Source organism: Pseudomonas sp. GW821-FHT07B01, assembly GCF_059419065.1.
In genome coordinates, this window is sequence record NZ_JBWKRA010000022.1 from 43,479 (window position 1) to 63,692 (window position 20,214).

Consider the following 20,214-nt stretch of genomic DNA (forward strand, 5'->3'; position numbering starts at 1 on the left):
TAAAGCACGGTCACTGTGGGAGCTGGCTTGCCTGCGATGGCCTCAACTCGGTCTGGCTGAAAGACCCCACCGCCTGCATCGCAGGCAAGCCAGCTCCCACATGGGGTCTTCGGTGCATTCAGATCCGAATGAAAGTGCCGGTGCCTGTGAGGATGTTCTGCAGGGTTTGCTGCACTTCGGCCATGTCTGCCGCAGCGGTGCTGTGGGTGATCTCCAACTGGTCCTTGCCGCCCAGGGCATCGGCATCGCCGGCCGCCAGTTCGATCAATAAGGTGGTGTCGCCCAACGTCACTTTCAGCCCATCGAGGGTCGAAGGTTCGTAGTCCCAGGTCAGCTCCACTTCGTCTTCATCCGGGTAACGGGTGAGCATGAACATTTCGCCGTTCTTGCCGTGACAGCAAAGCATGGCCATGTTGTCTTCTTCGTCGTCGCACGGGGTGGCCATCAGGGCGTCGGTTTTCAGCTGCAGCATGGGGCAATCCTGTATAGGGGAGGGCAATTGTGCCACTGCGGCGAATTTTGTGCTTCATCCTGTGTCGGAAGTCAGGCATGACCTGACGGGCCGGATCAGTCATTTCTGGTACTGATGGTGTGCAAAGTAGCAAGATTTTCTACCGAAAATCCGGGGTTGCCCAAGTTGCAACCGGTACCCTGCTTACCGATGACCGAATATGTCGCAGCGTCGCAAGCAGCGTTCTTCCTACACTCGTTAAGCTGCGCAACGGATGTGCCCTGTGCCAGGCGCCTGACCTGCCCGTCGTATCGTCATCTGGCCAACGGCATGCCGTATGGAAGTTGTATGTGACCTGACTGTCCTGTCCAGCTTCACCCACCTGTCACCCTGATTCGTTTATGGTGCTTGTCAGCACACCAGCGAACAGAGCTGACGGTCTCCCCGCAAGGGGATAACACGCGACGCTTTCATCAATAACAAGCCCAAGCGGAGTACCACAGATGGCGTTCTTCACCGCAGCCAGCAAGGCCGACTTCCAGCATCAACTGCAAGCGGCACTGGCGCAGCACCTCAGTGAACAGGCACTGCCACAAGTGGCGCTGTTCGCTGAACAATTCTTCGGCATCATTTCCCTGGACGAACTGACCCAGCGTCGCCTTTCCGACCTGGCCGGTTGTACCCTGTCTGCCTGGCGCCTGCTTGAGCGCTTTGATCACACCCAACCGCAAGTGCGGGTCTACAACCCCGATTACGAACGTCATGGCTGGCAATCGACCCACACTGCGGTCGAAGTGCTGCACCATGACCTGCCGTTTCTGGTCGATTCGGTACGCACCGAACTGAACCGCCGTGGCTACAGCATCCATACCTTGCAAACCACCGTGCTCAGCGTGCGTCGTGGCAGCAAGGGCGAGCTGCTGGAAATCCTGCCCAAGGGCACCCAGGGCGACGGCATCCTGCAAGAGTCGCTGATGTACCTGGAGATCGACCGCTGCGCCAATGCCGCCGAACTGAACGTGCTGAGCAAAGAGCTTGAGCAGGTGCTGGGCGAAGTACGCGTGGCCGTGGCCGATTTCGAACCGATGAAAGCCAAGGTCCAGGACCTGCTGGCCGGTATCGACGCCAGCGCGTTCGCCATCGACGGCGAAGAAAAAGCCGAGATCAAGAACTTCCTCGAATGGCTGGTGGGCAACCACTTCACCTTCCTGGGCTACGAAGAGTTTGTGGTACGTGACGAGGCGGACGGCGGTCATATCGAATATGACGCCAGCTCCTTCCTCGGTCTGACCAAGCTGCTGCGCGCCGGCCTCACCGCCGAAGACCTGCGCATCGAGGACTACGCGGTGGCCTACCTGCGCGAGCCGACCGTACTGTCGTTCGCCAAGGCCGCCCACCCAAGCCGCGTGCACCGTCCGGCCTACCCGGACTACGTGTCGATCCGTGAGATCAGCGCCGACGGCAAGGTCATCAAGGAACACCGTTTCATGGGCCTGTACACCTCCTCGGTGTACGGCGAAAGCGTGCGGGTGATCCCTTACATCCGCCGCAAGGTCGCGGAAATCGAACGTCGTTCGGGCTTCCAGGCCAAGGCGCACCTGGGTAAAGAGCTTGCCCAGGTGGTGGAAGTATTGCCCCGTGACGACCTGTTCCAGACTCCAGTCGACGAGCTGTTCAGCACCGTGATGTCGATCGTGCAGATCCAGGAGCGCAACAAGATCCGCGTGTTCCTGCGCAAAGACCCCTACGGTCGTTTCTGCTACTGCCTGGCGTACGTGCCACGCGACATCTACTCCACCGAAGTGCGCCAGAAGATCCAGCAAGTGCTGATGGACCGTCTGAAGGCCTCGGACTGCGAGTTCTGGACCTTCTTCTCCGAGTCCGTCCTTGCCCGTGTGCAACTGATTCTGCGAGTTGACCCGAAGAACCGCCTGGACATCGACCCGCTGCAACTGGAAAAAGAAGTGGTGCAGGCCTGCCGCAGCTGGCAGGACGACTACGCCAGTCTGGTCGTGGAAAGCTTCGGCGAAGCCCAGGGCACCAACGTGCTGGCGGATTTCCCTAAGGGCTTCCCGGCCGGCTACCGCGAGCGTTTCGCTGCGCATTCGGCTGTGGTCGACATGCAGCACCTCAACAGCCTGACCGAAGCCAACCCGCTGGTGATGAGCTTCTATCAGCCGCTGGGCCAGGTCTCCGGTCAGCGTGAGCTGCATTGCAAGCTCTACCACGCTGACACCCCGCTGGCGCTGTCCGACGTACTGCCGATCCTGGAAAACCTCGGCCTGCGCGTGCTGGGCGAGTTTCCGTATCGCCTGCGCCATGCCAATGGCCGTGAGTTCTGGATTCATGACTTTGCGTTCATCGCCGCCGAAGGCGTGAACCTGGATATCCAGCAGCTCAACGACACCCTGCAGGATGCGTTCGTGCACATCGTGCATGGCGATGCCGAGAACGATGCGTTCAACCGCCTGGTCCTCACCGCCGGCCTGCCATGGCGCGACGTGGCGCTGCTGCGTGCCTATGCCCGTTACCTGAAGCAGATTCGCCTGGGCTTCGACCTGGGTTACATCGCCAGCACCCTGAACAACCACACCGACATCGCCCGCGAGTTGACCCGGTTGTTCAAGACCCGCTTCTACCTGGCGCGCAAGCTCACTGCCGACGACCTGGAAGACAAGCAGCAACGCCTGGAGCAAGCGATCCTCAGCGCCCTGGACGACGTTCAGGTGCTCAACGAAGACCGCATCCTGCGTCGCTACCTGGACCTGATCAAGGCCACCCTGCGCACCAACTTCTACCAGACCGATGCCAACGGCCAGAACAAGTCGTACTTCAGCTTCAAGTTCGACCCGCGTGCCATCCCCGAGCTGCCCAAGCCAGTGCCGAAGTTTGAAATCTTCGTGTACTCGCCACGGGTCGAGGGCGTGCACCTGCGCTTCGGCAACGTCGCTCGTGGCGGCCTGCGCTGGTCTGACCGTGAAGAAGACTTCCGCACCGAAGTGCTTGGCCTGGTAAAAGCCCAGCAAGTGAAGAACTCGGTAATCGTGCCGGTGGGCGCCAAGGGCGGCTTCCTGCCGCGTCGCCTGCCATTGGGCGGCAGCCGGGACGAGATCGCGGCCGAAGGCATCGCCTGCTACCGCATCTTCATCTCCGGCCTGTTGGACATCACCGACAACCTGAAAGACGGCGCCCTGGTGCCGCCGGCCAACGTCGTGCGTCATGACGACGATGACCCGTACCTGGTGGTAGCGGCGGACAAGGGCACTGCAACCTTCTCCGACATCGCCAACGGCATTGCCATTGACTATGGCTTCTGGCTGGGCGATGCGTTCGCCTCCGGTGGTTCGGCTGGTTACGACCACAAGAAAATGGGCATCACCGCCAAGGGAGCGTGGGTAGGTGTACAGCGTCACTTCCGTGAGCGCGGCATCAACGTGCAGGAAGACAGCATCACTGTGGTAGGCGTCGGCGATATGGCCGGTGACGTGTTCGGTAACGGCTTGTTGATGTCGGACAAACTGCAACTGGTCGCAGCCTTCAACCACCTGCATATCTTCGTCGACCCGAACCCGAACCCGGCCACCAGCTTCGTCGAGCGCAAGCGTTTGTTCGAACTGCCGCGTTCGGCCTGGACCGACTACGACACCAGCATCATGTCCGAAGGTGGCGGTATCTTCTCGCGCAGCGCGAAAAGCATTGCCATCTCGCCACAGATGAAAGAGCGCTTCGACATCCAGGCCGACAAGCTGACCCCGACCGAACTGCTCAACGCCTTGCTCAAGGCGCCGGTGGACCTGTTGTGGAACGGCGGTATCGGTACCTACGTCAAGGCCAGCACCGAGAGCCATGCCGATGTGGGCGACAAGGCCAACGACGCACTGCGCGTCAACGGCAACGAGCTGCGCTGCAAGGTAGTGGGCGAGGGCGGCAACCTGGGCATGACCCAACTGGGCCGTGTGGAATTCGGCCTCAATGGCGGCGGTTCCAACACCGACTTCATCGACAACGCCGGTGGCGTGGATTGCTCCGACCACGAAGTGAACATCAAGATCCTGCTCAACGAAGTGGTGCAGGCCGGTGACATGACCGACAAGCAGCGCAACCAGCTGCTGGCGAGCATGACCGACGAAGTTGGCAACCTGGTGTTGGGCAACAACTACAAGCAGACCCAGGCCCTGTCCCTGGCTGCGCGCAAGGCTTACGAGCGTGCTGCCGAGTACAAGCGCCTGATGAGCGACCTGGAAGGCCGTGGCAAGCTGGACCGTGCCATCGAGTACCTGCCGACCGAAGAGCAGCTCACCGAGCGCGCTTCCGCTGGCAAGGGGCTGACCCGTCCGGAACTGTCGGTACTGATCTCGTACAGCAAGATCGACCTCAAGGAAGCGTTGCTCAAGTCGCTGGTACCGGATGACGAGTACCTGACCCGTGACATGGAGACCGCGTTCCCACCGAGCCTGGTGGCCAAGTTCGGCGAAGCCATGCGTCGCCATCGTCTGAAGCGCGAGATCGTCAGCACCCAGATCGCCAACGACCTGGTCAACCACATGGGCATCACCTTCGTGCAGCGACTCAAAGAGTCGACCGGCATGAGCCCAGCGAACGTGGCGGGCGCTTATGTGATCGTGCGGGACATCTTCCATCTCCCGCACTGGTTCCGTCAGATCGAAGCCCTGGACCACCAGGTTTCCGCTGACGTGCAACTGGAGCTCATGGATGAACTGATGCGCCTGGGCCGTCGTGCTACGCGCTGGTTCCTGCGCAGCCGTCGCAACGAGCAAGACGCCGGGCGCGACACCGCGCACTTCGGTCCGCACCTGGCCGCGCTGGGCCTCAAGCTCGACGAACTGCTGGAAGGCCCGACCCGCGAAGGCTGGCAGAACCGCTACCAGGCCTACACCCAGGCCGGCGTACCAGAGTTGTTGGCGCGCATGGTGGCAGGCACTACCCACCTGTACACCTTGCTGCCGATCATCGAAGCCGCCGACGTGACCGGGCATGACGCCGCCGAAGTGGCCAAGGCCTACTTCGCCGTTGGCAGCGCCCTGGACCTGCCGTGGTACCTGCAGCAGATCAGTGATCTGCCGGTTGCCAACAACTGGCAGGCCCAGGCCCGCGAAGCCTTCCGCGATGACGTGGACTGGCAGCAACGGGCGATCACCATTTCGGTCCTGCAAATGGCCGATGCGCCACAAGACATGGAAGCCCGCGTGGCCCTGTGGCTTGAGCAGCATCAGGACATGGCGGATCGCTGGCGCGCCATGATGGTGGAAATTCGTGCCGCAGTGGGCACGGACTACGCCATGTACGCGGTGGCCAACCGTGAGTTGCTGGACCTGGCGTTGAGTGGCCAGTCGGTGTTGCAACCGGCTTGATGCCTCGCTAAACCAAAGGCCCCCGCATCGTGAGATGCGGGGGCTTTTTGTTTGATCTGGAATGCGATCAATGTGGGAGCTGGCTTGCCTGCGATAGCGGCGGGTCAGTTAATAATTTGGTCACTGGTACACCGCTATCGCAGGCAAGCCAGCTCCCACAGTTTTAACTTTACTCACTTGGAGTCAGTGGTGTTTGAGTAGTCGGGTTTCCAGGTGATCCAGGTGCTGGGTCATCAGGGCGACAGCCGTGTGAGCGTCGCGCTGTTCCACGGCATCCACAATCGCCACATGCTCCTGCCATGCGCAATAGGTGCAGGCCTTTGTTTCAAATTGCGCAATGATCAACGACGTCAACGGCACCAGGCTGTTGAGAAACTGTGCCAACGGCGCATTGCCTGCCATGTGCGCCAGTTGCAGATGAAACTCTCCCGAAAACCGGATCGCCGGCCCCCGCTGGTCACACTCAATGGCGTTGCGCTCCTGTGCAATCAGCTCGCGCAGTTGGCGAATTTGCATCGCTGTGGCCTGGGCGCAGGCCAGTTGCACCACGGTCATTTCGGTGAGGCGCCGTGCTTCCAGAATCTGCCGTGTGTGCTGGGCATCCGGCGCGGCGACCTGGGCGCGTTGGTTGGGGCGCAAGATGACCACTTGCTGATGGGACAGCTTGGCGAGCACCCGGCGAATCACGCTGCGGCTCACGCCAAAGAGTTCGCCCAGGCCTTCTTCGGTGAAGCGGCTGGCGGGCGCAATGCGTTGCTCAAGGATGGCGTCGAACAAGCGTGGGTAGATATCGTCCACCGAGGGCTTTTTTTCGGGCGTCCAGCGTAGGGACGTGAGGGTGGAGTCGCGTTGCAGGGCGTGAGCGTTCATGGCCGGTCTCCGAAAATCAACTGCCCAGATGGTCGTCCGGGATATTCAAGCGAATGCCCATGCGCAGGCCTTCCTGCAGGATGTGCCGACGCATTTCGGCACTGGCCAGGGCGCTGTTCTTGTTGCGGATGGCGCGTACCACGGCTTCGTTCTCTTGCAAGCGTTCGGCCAGGTGTTCAGGGGAGTTGCGCAATACCTGGGCGCTTTGTTTGAGCGCGGTGCTGGTTTGCTGCACCACGTTCTGGAAGATCGGGTTGGAGGTCAGGGCGAACAATTCTTCATGGAAGTCGATATAGGCGTTCATGCCGGCTTCGGCATCGCCGGCATCCAGGGCTTCGCGCATGTCCATCAGGGTCAGGCGCAGTTGGCCGATTTCCTTGCTGCTGATCGACTGCGCCACCAGGCCGACGATGAAGGGTTCGAGGGTGTAGCGCAGTTGCAGGATGTCCTCGAGGCTGGCATCGGCCACGGCGTCGCTCGATTGCGGCTCGCTGACGCTGGTTTCCAGCACGACCACGCCTTTGCCGGGCATGGAGCGCACCAGGCCGAGGGTCTCCAGCACGATTACCGCTTCGCGCAGGCTCGGGCGGCTGATACCCAGTTGTTCGGCCAGTTCGCGTTGACCGGGCAGCATTTCACCGCGCCGCCACTGGCCTCGCGCCAAGGCGGCGCGCAGTTTTTCTACCACTGAATTGACGACGGTTGAAGTGCTGATCACGTCGATGGCTCCTTGATGTTGCTCATACAGTATTCAGTCTGGCGAAGGTCCAAAGTGGGAGCTGGCTTGCCTGCGATGACTGAGTGTCAGGCACTACAGTTGACGCTGACCCACCGCTATCGCAGGCAAGCCAGCTCCCACATTGGATGGGTGTTGTCCTAGAACTCCTGATGCGCCGGCAGTACCGGCTTCTTGGCCTGGAAGGCATAGCCTTGCTGGCCGTCGAGCACCCTGTTGGCGCGCTGTATATCAATGTCTTTTTCCCAGCGCGCAATCGCCACAGTAGCGACGCAGTTGCCGATCAGGTTGGTCAGCGCACGGCCGATGCCCATGAACCAGTCCACCGCCAGCACCAACACCAGGCCGACCACCGGAATCGCCGGAATCGCTGTGAGCGTTGCCGCCAGAATCACCAATGCCGAGCCTGGAATGCCATGGGCGCCCTTGGAGGTGATCAACGATACCAGGAGGATGGTCAGCAAGTCGGTCATCGACAGCGGTGTGCCGGTGGCGTTGGCGATAAACACGATAGCCAGGGTCAGGTAGATCGAGAAACCGTCGAGGTTGAACGAGTATCCGGTGGGGATTACCAGACCCACGGTGGAGCTGCCAATGCCCAAATGTTCCAGCTTGCGCATGATCTGCGGTAGCACAGCGTCGGACGAGGCGGTGCCCATCACGATCAGCAGTTCTTCGCGCAGGTACTTGAGCAGCGGCAACATGCGCAGGCCCGACAGGCGCATCACCAGCCCGAGGATCACCGCCACGAAGGCAAAGCAGGTCAGGTAGAAAAGCCCCACCAGGCTGCCCAGGTGTTGCAGTGAGTCCAGGCCATAGCTGCTGGTGGTGAAGGCGATAGCACCGAATACGCCAATCGGCGCCAGGCGCACGATCATGCCCATGATGCGGAAGATCACATGGCTCAATTCGTTGATCAGTCGCGAAATCCCGCTGGCCGCTTCGCCCACCAGGTTCAGCGCGCTGCCGAACAACACCGAAAACAACAGCACTTGCAGCACGTTATTATCGGCAAAGGCGCCGACTACCGAGTTGGGGATCAACTCCATCAGAAACTGGCTGGTGCCGCGGATGTGCTGGCCCTTGTCCGCCAGTTCATTCAAACCGGCGGAAGAGAGTTGCTCCAGGTGAATATTGGCGCCGCTGCCGATGCCGGTGCTGAAGGCCATGATCAGGCCGAGCACCAGGGCGACGGTGGTCAGCATCTCAAAATAGATCACCGACTTGAGACCGATGCGTCCGACCTTCTTCAAGTCGCCCGCGCCGGAAATACCGCTGACCACTACGCAGAACACGATCAGGCCGATCAGCATTTTGATCAGCTTGATAAAGCCGTCACCCAAGGGTTTGAGTTGCGAGGAGAATTCGGGGAGGGCCAGGCCGCAGGCGATGCCGAGCATCAGGCCAATCACGACTTGCAGGAAAATCGAACGCGAGCACCATCTGAGCATGGGAGGGATCTCTATTCGGTGCCCTGGTGGTTCCAGGGCTTAATTGTTGTGGTCTTACCGGTAAGTCCAGTGCGGGGCCAGTCTACGCTCGGTTTTTTTCAAATCACAAGTAAATATTTGGCGGTTGGCAGGTCCCGGTCTGACCAGTTGGTCGGCAAGTACGATGCTTGAGCGGTTGGCGGGGATTAATTTTTTTTGCGTATCATCGCCTTGGGCATACGAGGTGATGGATGGATCAATCAGGGCTGACAACCGACGAAGCAGGGCGCATGTATTGCGCCTGGCGCACTGCAGCGCCTGCTTACCTGCATTACCACGACCACGAGTGGGGTGTGCCGGTGGCGGATGACATCGCGTTGTACGAGAAGATCTGCCTGGAGGGCTTTCAGGCGGGGATGGCGTGGATCACCATCCTGCGCAAGCGCGAAAACTTTCGACAGGCGTTCGAGGGTTTTGATTTTCGCCGGGTGGCGCAGTACGGCGAGACGGACATCGAGCGGTTGATGAGCGAGCCGGGCATCGTGCGCAATCGGGCGAAAATCATCTCGGCCATCAACAACGCACGCCGGGCCTGTGAGCTGGTGGAGGAGACCGGTTCGCTGGCGCGCTGGCTGTGGGCGTTCGAACCCGGCGCGCAAGAGCGGCCGGCAGTGGTGGACATGGCTTACTGGACGGCCAATCCGACCTCAGCGGCTTCGGTGCGCTTATCCAAGGCCCTGAAGAAACGCGGCTGGACCTTCGTCGGCCCGACCACGATGTATGCGTTGATGCAGGCGATGGGGATGGTCAATGATCACTTGGAGGGTTGCGAGTGCCGCCCGCGCATTGAACACCAGCGCAACCTGTTCAAACGTCCCTGACCAGATACGGTTAAAACTGTGGGAGCTGGCTTGCCTGCGATAACGGTGGGCCAGTAAAAGATGAGCTGGCTGGTCCACCGCTATCGCAGGCAAGCCAGCTCCCACATGGGTTTTGTGGTGTTGCTGATTACTTGGGAAGTGGGGTAAGTACCTCAGCCTTGTCATCCAGCACCATCACCACCAGCAGCTTGGCCGGTTGGGTCTGGCTGGCATTGCTTGACTCAAAATGCCGCGAGCCGGCCGGTTCGTAGAACGATTGCCCGGCTTTGTAGGTGATCGCCTTTTCATCATTGACCCGCGAGGTGATCTCGCCTTCGAGCACATAAGCCACGGCGGTGCCGGTGTGGCTGTGGGGCACGGTGGCCTGGCCGGGGGCGTAGTCCACGGTGAGCATGATGGTTTTCTTGCCCGGCACGTTGGTCAAGGCGTGCTCTTGCAGCACCTTGAGCGTTTCCTTGTTGTAGACCGGGTCGTGGGCAAATGCACTGAGGGAGGCGAGCATCAGTGTGGCAGCGAACAAGCGTTTCATGATGAGGGTTCCATCGGGTGAAAGACCGCTTCACCCTACGCCGCCGGGGGCTTGCCACCAATGACCAATGCGGCGGAAAACTGCCTAGCCAATCTGCAGCAGAATATCGTGGACCTTGTCCAGCGCCGGGTCGATATCCAGAGTCTCGATGGCGCCGAACCCCAGAATCAGCCCCGAGCGTACCGGAAGGTCGTGAAAAAACACGTCCAAGGGATATAAACCCACCTCGACCTGACGCGCCCGTTCCATCAGCAATGGAATATTCACCGGCACCTTGCACAGGGCCGCCAGGTGAAAGCCCGCCACCGTCGGTACTGCCTCGAACCACGGCGACAGATCGCCCGCCAGACGCTGCAGGATGCGTTCGCGACGCCCCGCGTAGACCCCGTGACAGCGGCGAATATGCTTGAGCAGGTAGCCTTCGCTGATGAACTTGGCCAGTGCCCACTGCGGCAAGGTAGCGCTGTGCTGGTCGGTCAATTGCTTGGCCTTGAGCACCGCACCATAAATGGCCGGCGGCAGCACCGCATAGCCCAGGCGTAACTCCGGCGACAGGGTTTTGGAAAAGGTGCCGACGTAGGTGACCACGCCGCGGGTATCCATGCTTTGCAGGGAGTCGGTGGGGCGGCCTTCGTAGCGGAATTCGCTGTCGTAATCGTCTTCGATGATGATCGCGCCGAGCGCGATGGCGCGGTCCAGCAGGGCTTCGCGCCGCGCCTGGCTCATGGGCATGCCGAGGGGGAATTGGTGGGACGGCGTCACATAGATCAGGCGCGTGCCATCCGGGATCTGGTCGACCTGCAGGCCCTGTTCGTCGACGGCAACACTGGCGACGCGGGCGCCCATCGCGACGAACAATTGGCGTGCGGGGCTGTAGCCGGGGTCTTCCATCGCGACCAGGCTGCCGGGTTCAAGCACCACGCGGGCAAGCAGGTCCAGCGCCTGCTGTGCGCCGTTGGTGACTACGATATCGCGGGCGCCGCATTTGACCCCACGGGAAAACGCGATATGCCCGGCGATGGCATCGCGCAGGGCGGGCACGCCTTCTGGCTGGCTGTAAAAACCACTGTTCTGGGCGATGCGACGCAACGCATCCTGGGTGCAACGCCGCCATTCATCCTGGGGGAATTGGTGGCGTGTCGTCGCGCCACCGATAAATTCGTAGCGCAGGATCTCCTCGCGGGCGGGGTGGCCCATGGGTGAGGGCAGTGCCGCCCATTTGCCCAGGTTGGCGGCACACGCCAGGTCGGTGGCGGTTTGCACGCGGTCGGGCTGTGGCGCCCAGGCATTGACGAAAGTACCGCGGCCGATCTTGCCAATCAGCAGGCCCTCGTAGGTCAAGGTGGCGTAGGTGTCCGACACGGTCTTGCGCGAGATGCCCAGTTGTTCGGCGAGCAGTCGGCTAGGGGGCAGCTGTGCGCCTGCCGACAGCCGCCCGGTGGCGATGGCTTCGCGCAACTGCTGGTAGAGCTGTTCGGCCAGGTCCTTGCGGCCATTGATTACCACGTGCAGTTCCATGTTTCATCCCAAGGCTTCACTCCGCGCCAAGATTACTCGCTTGCGCTATGGGCTCAAACTATCTGTGCGTCAATTGCCGGTACGCATAAGCATCTACCGTTGCCTGGGTCCTGTTGGCCGCCACTATCCCTGTTTACGTCGTGGCATAGGGAGGCGGACGCATGGCGACAATCGAAACACCTGCGAAAAAAAGGCAAGCAGCATTGCTTGCCCTGGATCAGAGCCTGGGGCCATTGGTTGTGGGCGAGCTGACTGTCCAGCGTAGAGACCTTGCCGCCATGGGGGCCTACATGGCGGGAAAACCGGTAAAGGCCCATCACCTGGCAGTACGCGAAGCAGACCAGACGCTGCTTGATGCGATCCGATTCTCGGCATCCAGACTGCATCGGTGTCTGCGCAGGAATGACTCGGTCAGTGACAACAGTGCCGCGCTGTTATTCGAGTTCGCGGCATTGCGTTCGCTACAGGCACCACCTCTGCTGTTGGCGAAGCCGGGAGACGAACATCCTGGTGCAGTCGGCAAGCTCGATAACCTGTTGCGTTCAGTACAGAAAACCAATCTCAACCAAGCGGCGCAGTTGGAGGGAATGCCTCGCTGGGTCGAGCCGAAGAAAAGCCGAAGCCTGGCGGTCATGGGCGCGGGGCTTGCAGCTTACGGGTACTACAGCGCAATCAGCGCCTTGGCCGAGGCGATCAAAACCGGCGACATCAATAGGTCGGTAGTCACCGGCGCTGAGTTATTGGCCAACCTCACAGGGGCTGCACTGGAGCTGGCGCTGGAAAAACTCGGCAGACGGCTGCTGGAAAACGGTCGCAAGGTATTTGCAGGTTTCAGCACCAGTTGCCTCGGCCAGGCCCTGCGACGGGGGGCCAGCCTGTTTGCGTTGGTGCTGACGTTGCCCTTTGATTATCTCAATGCCAAGGAGTCGTTCGCCAAGGCAGCGAAGAGTACCGGCAAGGAAGCCATGGACCATTACGTCAATGCCGGCTTCAGTATTGTGAGCGCCAGCGTGGCTGTGGCCCTGAGTGTCGCAGCGTTGGCCGGGTTCAGCGTGGCCGGCCCGCTGGGCATTGCCGCCGCTGCCGTACTGATCTTTGGCACGCAACTCTATGCTGCGGTTCGTCAGGTGGATGACATTGATGATTACATCGAACTGAGTATCTTCGAGCGCCTGCACGCGGGCTGGCTGGCCTTTCAAGGCAAGGAGCAGGAGAGGGCCATACGCGATCGGTACGTCGTGGCCAGGATGGAACAACAGTATGCGCAGCAACTGAAGGAGCAGGCCGATGCCTGGCTTAAAGGCGCGCTCAAAGGCACCGTGCAGGCGGTGGTCAATGGCGGGTTTGAGGTGCGGTTGAGGCCAGTCCGCCATTGGAAGCGCCGCTGGAACGAGGCCGAGGGTGAAGATCCGTACATCGACACCACAGAGCCCACGGTGATTGACCAAAATGATGAAGTCGATGCGTCCAATACCCCGGTTGACCGTCTGCCGGGTGCGGTGTTTGACAGTACTGCCGTGGATGCGGCTGTGCTCTGGCAATTGGGGGGAGGTAATGACAAGGTCAAAGGTTCGACTGGCAACCCGAACATTTTCCGCTTCGGTGAAGGCCACAAGCAGCTCACCGGGGGCGCCAGGAACGACCTGTTCAGGTATGACATGCCGACGGCCATACTGGACGAAACCGATGCGAATAGCCCGGCCAGCGAGCTGCGTGGCGAGGAGGGCTGCGATACGCTTTACCTGGCCAACTCGACAATCTATGACGACGGGACGGCAGGTTATGCCATCGACCTGCAGGCGGGCACTGTGGTGCGGCGCAAGGATATCGACAAGTCGCCGCCTTGTCCTTCGATCAGCCTGGACTCGATAGAAAATATCTACACCCCAACCGGGCTAGCCAGCCACGTCAAGGGTTCAGCACAGGCCAATACCCTGGTCGCCGCCGGTCACAACGATCGGATCGAAGCCGCAGAGGGCAACGATACAGTGATTGTGCTGGGCGCTGGCGCCTGGGTGGACGGTGGCGCGGGCAAGGACCGTTATGTGATTGCCAGCAACCCTGGCGCGGTGACATTGCATGAGCAGGACTGGGCCGAGGGCTCTGTGATTGAGATGCGCTGGCCGTTGGCGTCTATCAGCAGTTGGCGTATCCAGGGCTGTGCGCTGGTCATCGTGGCGTGGAGGGGCGTGGACGGCGAACTGCCGGAGCAAGTCATCAAGCTTGAGCGGCTCTATACGTCCAGTGATGAGCTGCGCCGCTTGAACAAGCACAACCTGCTGTTTCTCACGGAGGACGGCTATACGCTTGAGCCGATCCTTGAACCGGTATTGATGGGCAGCGAGGACACTAACGTCACCGTTGCCGTGAGAGCGGGCGGCCAGGACGTCAGCCTGGACAAGGTGTTGGGCGCTGGCACGTTCGTGGTGCCCCATGGGCGTTCTACGCGTGGGTTCGTCGAACGCGGGCCAGGTGCAAAGGTGCTCGATGTTCGCCTCAAGGGCGATACCACTGCATGCGTGCTGTACGTGGACTATTCGTCGCGGGAGATTCTCCAGGCCTTGGCCCATTACCGTGTGACCTTGCGCAGGACGGGGCATTTCGATTCGCTGACCTACAGCGACGTGAAATTAACCATCAGGTTCATCGACGGCAGCCAATTGGTCCTCGCCCACTATGCCAGCGATCGTTCTTCGGCGCGCACCAACGTGACCTCAAACATCATCGCGGTGGCCTTGACGCTGGACTGCCGATTCGTGCTGGTCATGAACGACGGCGTCTCATACCGCGTGCAGGCGGCCCAGCAATCCTATATCCAAGACCGTGCCTCGCCCGGGTTCAAGACCTTCGACGGCAGCTCTGCCTTGATAGAAAAGCCCGGCGTGCACGGTTTTTTTCGACCGCACAGCGCCAAGGGCATCTGGTTGCAATCGGTGCAACAGAAAGTCGTTATTCCTGCACCGCCCCATTACCAGAGGCCTTATGCGCTGATGGGGCGCTCATCGACCTACGAGGTCGTGCCCAGCACAGGTTCAACGATTGCCCTGTCCACGCCGGGGGCGTTGGCCAAAACGGCGGACGCGTCGTTCTGGCGGATCAATACCGCCGGTCTTGGCGAGTTGATTGAGCGGGCGCATATCGCCCTGATCAACGAAACGTTGACCATTGGCAGCGTGACAGTGTTGCTGCCTCCCGTGACAGACCCTTCGATACCGCTGGAACAGGTCAGCGTACACACCCTGCAGGGCGAGCAGTACGACATCCGCCAGGACCTGGGCGCGATCTGCCTCGTGCAACTGGATGCTTGCCGTTATTCGAGCATCGATGAGGTACTGGGTGCGCTGCGCCGTTCTCGCCAGTGGACGACCGTGATGGTGCGTCAGTTACGTATCGTCGGCCTTGAGCTGGAGGACGGTACGGTGTCAGGCATTCATTACGATGCAGGTCGCGATTGCTGGGGAGCGGACGCTGATCCCCAGCGCACTGTGACGTCTGCGCAACTGCGGTTTATCGGTGCCGATTCAGTTTGATAGATCATTGAAAAGGGATTTTTTATGCAGCAAAAACCTCAATCACCCAGGACCGGGCATGTATCACCCTCACGTATCGGCTTGGGTGCCGACACCGTCATGGTCAGGGACTATGGCCGTCTGGTTCCTTCCCTTCAACCTGTGAATCGAGGCGTGCAGAGCACCGGGCACGGCGACGCGCTTGGGGTCGCGCACATAAGTGCGCTGGATCTGCCTGGGCCGCTGCCGCCGCAGGCAGTGTGGGTAACGGGCGATGCGCTTGGGCCCGCAAATGCCGAGGGTATTCGTCAGGCTGCCGGCCGCAGTTACATTGATCTGGATACCGGGCAGACAGTGCAAGTGGACTATCACCCGGCCAGCGGCACTTATCACCCGCGTTTGGCTCATCAACTGGGGGCCAGCCCATCTGCTGTCAGCAGAGTGGGGAGCACTTGGACCTGGACCGGCGTGACGACGGCGGCTCATGCCAGTGCACCGGTGTCGATGCCGATGGCCGCCCCCGTGCCGCGGGATCCACGGTTGGATCTGCAGCTTTACGATGCACGAGGTGGGGGCGCAACGACGGGGCCGGCTATCCAGGGGAAAAGACAGTACGTCATGGCCGGGCAGAGCTACTACGGCGATGCCCGGTTCTCGTTGGCGTCCTTCAAAGCGGGCGATAACAAACTTTACGTACCTGACGCGCGTGGGGTGTGGCAGCAAAGCGGGGCCATCACCGAAGACGGCATCATTCAGATCTCTGGTGACTCAATCGCCAGCTATCTGGAGGTGGGGGGCGTAGTGGTTCGCGTCGATCTTGATAGCACGAGAAATAAATACCAGATGATTCCCAATGCACACAGCCATGCGCCGGGTGTTTACCTGGATACCGGTGGCAGCCGTGCTTCGTGGGTGCCCGAGATGCGCTTTGGCAGCATCGGCGCCATCATTCGCGCGGCCCGCAAGGTTCTGGGCTACACCACTGTTACCAGTGATATGAGCCAGGGCGTGATGTCGACGCAGGACAGGCAAACGTACTGCTACATGCGCCAGTATGCGCGGCAGATGATTGCATTCGATAACCCGGCTATCCGCAATGCACCCGCGCACCTGCAAGATCGCAAGATTGATACGCATATCTGGACCCACGGTTATCCCTATGCTCGGCTGTTACAGGGGATACAGGCCAAGGCCGACGGCCTCGCCCTACCCATGGGCATTGTGCAGTTTGATCCGTTTCAAGGCATGGCCACCGTTGCGGTACGCCGTGAGGGCTCGTTCAATGTCGACGCAGTGGCCGCCAACGACCAGTTTCATTATCCCCATCGGCAAAGGCGCGCGGATGAAATAGCGTTGTTTGATCAATGGAGGACGCTGAGTATTCAGGATGCAAAGGGCCGTGGGCTTGCCAATGAGAAGATGTACCGCGCACTACTGGTCAATGATGGCTATCAAATCATCCCTGGTGGAACCTACGGTGGCGGTCAAAACGGTTTCGATCTGGTGTTCAAAGGGCCCGCGGGCGATGTCTACGTGCTTGAGGTCAAGCATGCCAAACCGCGCAATGTCAGCATGCAGAGGGTCTATGAGCATTTCCAGATGGAGGATGGCTGGGTTAGACGCGTGTTGAAGAAGTTGGACCGCAGTGATCCAGGGGCCAGGCAACAGGTAGCGGATGCGCTGGACCGTCAGCGGCTGTTCAAGGTGATTGGCGCGACCCTGCCAGACGGCAAACTGGTGCTATTCAAGATCGATATGAGCGGCGTGCGAGTCTGAGTCTGATGGCAGACGGCTCAGCCCCGTCTGCCACCGATGGCGCCTGGGGCGTCAGGACAAGAAACCACCGTCCACATTCAGCGAAACCCCAGTGGTATAGCTCGACGCATCACTGGCCAGGTACAGCACCGCGCCAGCCATTTCGCTGGGGTCGGCCACGCGCTTGAGCGGGATGTGGGCCAGGGCCATTTTCAGGATGGAATCATTCTTGACCAGCGCCGAGGCAAACTTGGTATCGGTCAGGCCCGGCAGCAGCGCGTTGCAACGGATTCCAAAGGCCGCACATTCCTTGGCAAACACCTTGGTCATGTTGATCACGGCGGCCTTGGTCACCGAGTAGATGCCCTGGAATACGCCCGGCGAGATGCCGTTGATCGAGGCCACGTTGATGATGCTGCCGCCGCCGTTCTCGCGCATCAGCTTGCCGGCTTCCACCGACATGAAGAAGTAACCACGGATATTCACGTCAACGGTCTTCTGGAATGCGCCGAGGTCGGTGTCCAGTACGTTGCAGAACTGCGGGTTGGTAGCGGCGTTGTTTACCAGGATATCCAGGCGGCCGAACTGTTCACGAATGCCGGCGAACACCTGGGTGATCTGCTCCATTTCTCCAATATGGCAGGCAATGGCCGTGGCTTTGCCGCCCTCGGCGATGATCGCATCGGCCACGTGCTGGCAACCCTCCAGCTTGCGGCTGGAGACGATCACATGGGCGCCTTGCTGGGCCAGCAACTTGGCGATGGCCTCACCGATGCCACGGCTGGCGCCGGAAACAAACGCAATCTTGCCATCGAGGTCGAACAGGTTGGTCTTGGACATGAGGGTTCCTTGTAGTTGCACTCAGAGCGCTGATTTGCCGATGACATTCAGGCTCATCTGCTCCAGCAGTTTGTTCATGTGGATGAACTGGGCGAAGCGTTTGTCCTGGGTCTGGCCATGGAAGAAGCGGTAGTAGATCTGCTGCACAATCCCGGCCAGGCGGAACAGGCCGTAGGTGTAATAGAAATCGAAATTGTCGATCTGGATGCCGGAGCGCTCGGCGTAGTAGTCGACAAACTGGCGGCGGGTGAGCATACCGGGGGCGTTGCTCGGCTGGCGGCGCATCAGTTGCACCGGCGCCGGGTCCGCGGCTTCGATCCAGTAGGCGAGGGTGTTGCCCAAGTCCATCAACGGGTCGCCCAGGGTGGTCAGTTCCCAGTCCAGCACGCCGATGATCTGCATAGGGTTGTGCGGGTCGAGGATCACGTTGTCGAAGCGGTAGTCGTTGTGCACGATGCTGGAGGTGGGGTGGTCGGCAGGCATCTTGTCGTTGAGCCAGGCGCGTACCGCCTCCCATCTTGGCGCATCGGGCGTCAGGGCTTTTTCATAGCGCTCGCCCCAGCCGCGAATCTGCCGCGCCACGTAGCCTTCAGGCTTGCCCAAGTCGGCCAGGCCGCAGGCGTGATAGTCGACCTGGTGCAGTTCGACGAACTTGTCGATAAAGCTCTTGCACAAGGCTTCGGTGCGGGTAGCGTCCAGGCCCAGCTCAGCCGGCAGGTCGGAACGCAGGATGATGCCGTTGACGCGCTCCATCACATAGAACTCGGCGCCGATCACCGATTCATCGGTGCAGTGCACATAAGCCTTGGGGCAGTACGGGAAGCCATCTTTGAGCTGGTTGAGAATGCGGTATTCGCGGCCCATGTCGTGGGCAGACTTGGCCTTGTGACCAAACGGCGGGCGACGCAGCACAAATTCCTGGTCGGGGTATTCCAGCAGGTAAGTCAGGTTCGACGCGCCACCAGGGAACTGGCTGATTTTGACGGTACCGCTCAGGCCCGGAATATGAGCTTTGAGGTAGGGATCGATCAGGCTGGCATCAAGTTCTTCGCCTGCGCGAATCTGGGTCGATTGGTCGTTCAGCGCCATGCTTATCCCTTCTGCTTATTCTAAAGGCCTTGGACTATTTCCTAATCTAATGCGCATAGCCGCCCAGCGACAAGGTCGGGGCGGTTTAATAGGTTAGCGTGTTGAAGGGTGATCAGCGTGCCTGATTGGTCATTTTGCGGGCGCTGGCAGCGCGACCGGTGTGAGCACTGGACGGCCGGCGAAGTATTCCACCAGATTGTCGGCCACCCGCTGCACGGTGTCATGGGCAGCCTCTGGTGACAGGCCGGCCACATGGGAGGTCAGGACGGTGTTGCTCAGGCGCTTGAGGGCGTCGGGCACCTTGGGTTCATCGTCGAACACATCCAGCGCGGCGCCGCCGATACGCCGTTGCTCCAGGGCAGCCACCAGGTCGGCGGTGATCACGACGCTGCCACGGCCGATGTTCACCAGATAGCCATTGGGCCCCAGCGCATCCAGCGCATGTTTATCGATCAGATGGCGAGTGCCGGCCCCACCGGGCGTGGCCAGGATCAGGAAGTCCGAAGTGCGCGCCAGTTCGACGGCCGTTGAGCAGTAGGTGTAATCCACGTCATCGCGAGGTTGGCGGTTGTGATAGCTCACTTCCATGCCAAACCCGAGGGCGGCGCGCTTGGCGATTTCCATGCCCACGGCCCCCAGCCCGAGAATGCCCAGTTGTTTGCCGGCCAGGGAAGGGCGCATGACCTTCGGCCACTCGCTGCGGCGAACAGCGGCGTCGGTCTGGGGAATTGCGCGCACCAGCGACAACAGCAACGCCATGGCGTGATCGGCCACCGAGGGTGCGTTCACGCCGGCACCGTTAGTCACCACTATCCCGCGGTTGCTTGCCGCTTGCAGGTCCACATGTTCGTAGCCGGCACCGATCACGCAGATGATCTCCAGTAATGGCAACGCGGCGATCTCTTCGGCGTACAACCCAAGCGGTCCGCGGGTCAGCACGGCCTGAATCTGCCCACCATGGGTCTTGATCGCTTGGGCGCGTTCAGTAGGCGTCGGCGCCAGGATCACATGAAAGTCGTTGCTCTCGATGATTTGCAGGTATTCGTTGATGGTTTCAACCAGGACCAGGACAGTGGTGGGCATCGCAAGGCTCTTCCTGAAGGGTTTGAGCGCTTGAGTATGCGGGATTTGTAAGGTGGAGCGTTTTAAAAGGGGAGGAAAAATTTCTTGTATCGTGGACCGGGACCGCTTTAGAGAGTGCGCAGAACGGCATAAAGGCCGAGCGGCGCACGGT

At 60.5% G+C, this 20,214-nt stretch carries 13 protein-coding genes; 4 read left to right on the top strand and 9 right to left on the bottom strand.

The annotated features are described in order from the left end of the window. Positions 1-118: 118 nt before the first annotated feature. Positions 119-472: a hypothetical protein gene (locus AC07S6_RS21475; RefSeq protein WP_166406207.1), complete on the bottom strand. Its 354-nt coding sequence runs from the start codon at positions 470-472 to the stop codon at positions 119-121. Between the two features lie 482 nt (positions 473-954). Between AC07S6_RS21475 and AC07S6_RS21480 the strand changes: the two genes are divergently transcribed. After that, positions 955-5,823 (top strand): NAD-glutamate dehydrogenase, encoded by a 4,869-nt coding sequence (locus tag AC07S6_RS21480; protein WP_495112992.1) that lies wholly within the window; start codon positions 955-957, stop codon positions 5,821-5,823. Between the two features lie 183 nt (positions 5,824-6,006). Here the strand turns inward: AC07S6_RS21480 and AC07S6_RS21485 are convergent, their stop codons facing one another. From AC07S6_RS21485 to AC07S6_RS21495, 3 genes are all read right to left on the bottom strand, one after another. Further along, a complete protein-coding gene (locus tag AC07S6_RS21485; RefSeq protein ID WP_054897964.1) occupies positions 6,007-6,693 on the bottom strand; it encodes a GntR family transcriptional regulator in 687 nt (228 codons plus the stop codon). A 16-nt stretch (positions 6,694-6,709) separates the two neighbouring features. Next, on the bottom strand, positions 6,710-7,411 hold the full coding sequence (locus AC07S6_RS21490) for a FadR/GntR family transcriptional regulator (protein WP_014718317.1): 702 nt from the start codon (positions 7,409-7,411) through the stop codon (positions 6,710-6,712). A 158-nt stretch (positions 7,412-7,569) separates the two neighbouring features. After that, positions 7,570-8,895 (bottom strand): C4-dicarboxylate transporter DctA, encoded by a 1,326-nt coding sequence (locus AC07S6_RS21495; RefSeq protein WP_495113022.1) that lies wholly within the window; start codon positions 8,893-8,895, stop codon positions 7,570-7,572. A gap of 215 nt (positions 8,896-9,110) precedes the next feature. On the opposite strand from AC07S6_RS21495, the gene AC07S6_RS21500 reads away from it, so the two are divergent. Next, complete coding sequence (locus tag AC07S6_RS21500) at positions 9,111-9,740, top strand: DNA-3-methyladenine glycosylase I (protein WP_019820197.1); 630 nt, start codon at positions 9,111-9,113, stop codon at positions 9,738-9,740. 127 nt (positions 9,741-9,867) lie between these two features. On the opposite strand, the gene AC07S6_RS21505 is transcribed toward AC07S6_RS21500, so the two are convergent. Beyond that, positions 9,868-10,269, bottom strand: coding sequence for a cupin domain-containing protein (locus tag AC07S6_RS21505; protein ID WP_019820196.1), 402 nt, complete (start codon positions 10,267-10,269; stop codon positions 9,868-9,870). An 84-nt stretch (positions 10,270-10,353) separates the two neighbouring features. Further along, the gene (pdxR, locus tag AC07S6_RS21510) at positions 10,354-11,787 is read right to left on the bottom strand and encodes a MocR-like pyridoxine biosynthesis transcription factor PdxR (protein ID WP_495112993.1); all 1,434 of its coding nucleotides are present in this window, start codon (positions 11,785-11,787) and stop codon (positions 10,354-10,356) included. Between the two features lie 161 nt (positions 11,788-11,948). Here pdxR and AC07S6_RS21515 point away from each other — a divergent pair, with 161 nt between their 5' ends. Together AC07S6_RS21515 and AC07S6_RS21520 are read left to right on the top strand one after the other, a co-directional pair. Next, positions 11,949-15,317, top strand: a complete 3,369-nt coding sequence (locus AC07S6_RS21515; RefSeq protein ID WP_495112994.1) for a calcium-binding protein — start codon at positions 11,949-11,951, stop codon at positions 15,315-15,317. A gap of 24 nt (positions 15,318-15,341) precedes the next feature. Beyond that, the gene (locus tag AC07S6_RS21520; protein WP_495112995.1) at positions 15,342-17,072 is read left to right on the top strand and encodes a hypothetical protein; all 1,731 of its coding nucleotides are present in this window, start codon (positions 15,342-15,344) and stop codon (positions 17,070-17,072) included. Between the two features lie 51 nt (positions 17,073-17,123). On the opposite strand, the gene AC07S6_RS21525 is transcribed toward AC07S6_RS21520, so the two are convergent. From AC07S6_RS21525 to AC07S6_RS21535, 3 genes are all read right to left on the bottom strand, one after another. Further along, positions 17,124-17,891 (bottom strand): SDR family oxidoreductase, encoded by a 768-nt coding sequence (locus tag AC07S6_RS21525; RefSeq protein ID WP_495112996.1) that lies wholly within the window; start codon positions 17,889-17,891, stop codon positions 17,124-17,126. A gap of 21 nt (positions 17,892-17,912) precedes the next feature. After that, the gene (locus AC07S6_RS21530) at positions 17,913-18,980 is read right to left on the bottom strand and encodes a phosphotransferase family protein (protein WP_495112997.1); all 1,068 of its coding nucleotides are present in this window, start codon (positions 18,978-18,980) and stop codon (positions 17,913-17,915) included. Positions 18,981-19,109: 129 nt separating this feature from the next. After that, complete coding sequence (locus AC07S6_RS21535) at positions 19,110-20,063, bottom strand: 2-hydroxyacid dehydrogenase (RefSeq protein WP_495112998.1); 954 nt, start codon at positions 20,061-20,063, stop codon at positions 19,110-19,112. Positions 20,064-20,214: the final 151 nt, after the last annotated feature.

Bases quoted from the DNA above. Each gene is read 5' to 3' on its own strand.
- pdxR (WP_495112993.1), bottom strand. From the start codon at position 11,787: ATGGAACTGCACGTGGTAATCAATGGCCGCAAGGACCTGGCCGAACAG.
- AC07S6_RS21500 (WP_019820197.1), top strand. From the start codon at position 9,111: ATGGATCAATCAGGGCTGACAACCGACGAAGCAGGGCGCATGTATTGC.
- AC07S6_RS21530 (WP_495112997.1), bottom strand. From the start codon at position 18,980: ATGGCGCTGAACGACCAATCGACCCAGATTCGCGCAGGCGAAGAACTT.
- AC07S6_RS21505 (WP_019820196.1), bottom strand. From the start codon at position 10,269: ATGAAACGCTTGTTCGCTGCCACACTGATGCTCGCCTCCCTCAGTGCA.
- AC07S6_RS21475 (WP_166406207.1), bottom strand. From the start codon at position 472: ATGCTGCAGCTGAAAACCGACGCCCTGATGGCCACCCCGTGCGACGAC.
- AC07S6_RS21525 (WP_495112996.1), bottom strand. From the start codon at position 17,891: ATGTCCAAGACCAACCTGTTCGACCTCGATGGCAAGATTGCGTTTGTT.
- AC07S6_RS21515 (WP_495112994.1), top strand. From the start codon at position 11,949: ATGGCGACAATCGAAACACCTGCGAAAAAAAGGCAAGCAGCATTGCTT.
- AC07S6_RS21485 (WP_054897964.1), bottom strand. From the start codon at position 6,693: ATGAACGCTCACGCCCTGCAACGCGACTCCACCCTCACGTCCCTACGC.
- AC07S6_RS21535 (WP_495112998.1), bottom strand. From the start codon at position 20,063: ATGCCCACCACTGTCCTGGTCCTGGTTGAAACCATCAACGAATACCTG.
- AC07S6_RS21480 (WP_495112992.1), top strand. From the start codon at position 955: ATGGCGTTCTTCACCGCAGCCAGCAAGGCCGACTTCCAGCATCAACTG.
- AC07S6_RS21520 (WP_495112995.1), top strand. From the start codon at position 15,342: ATGCAGCAAAAACCTCAATCACCCAGGACCGGGCATGTATCACCCTCA.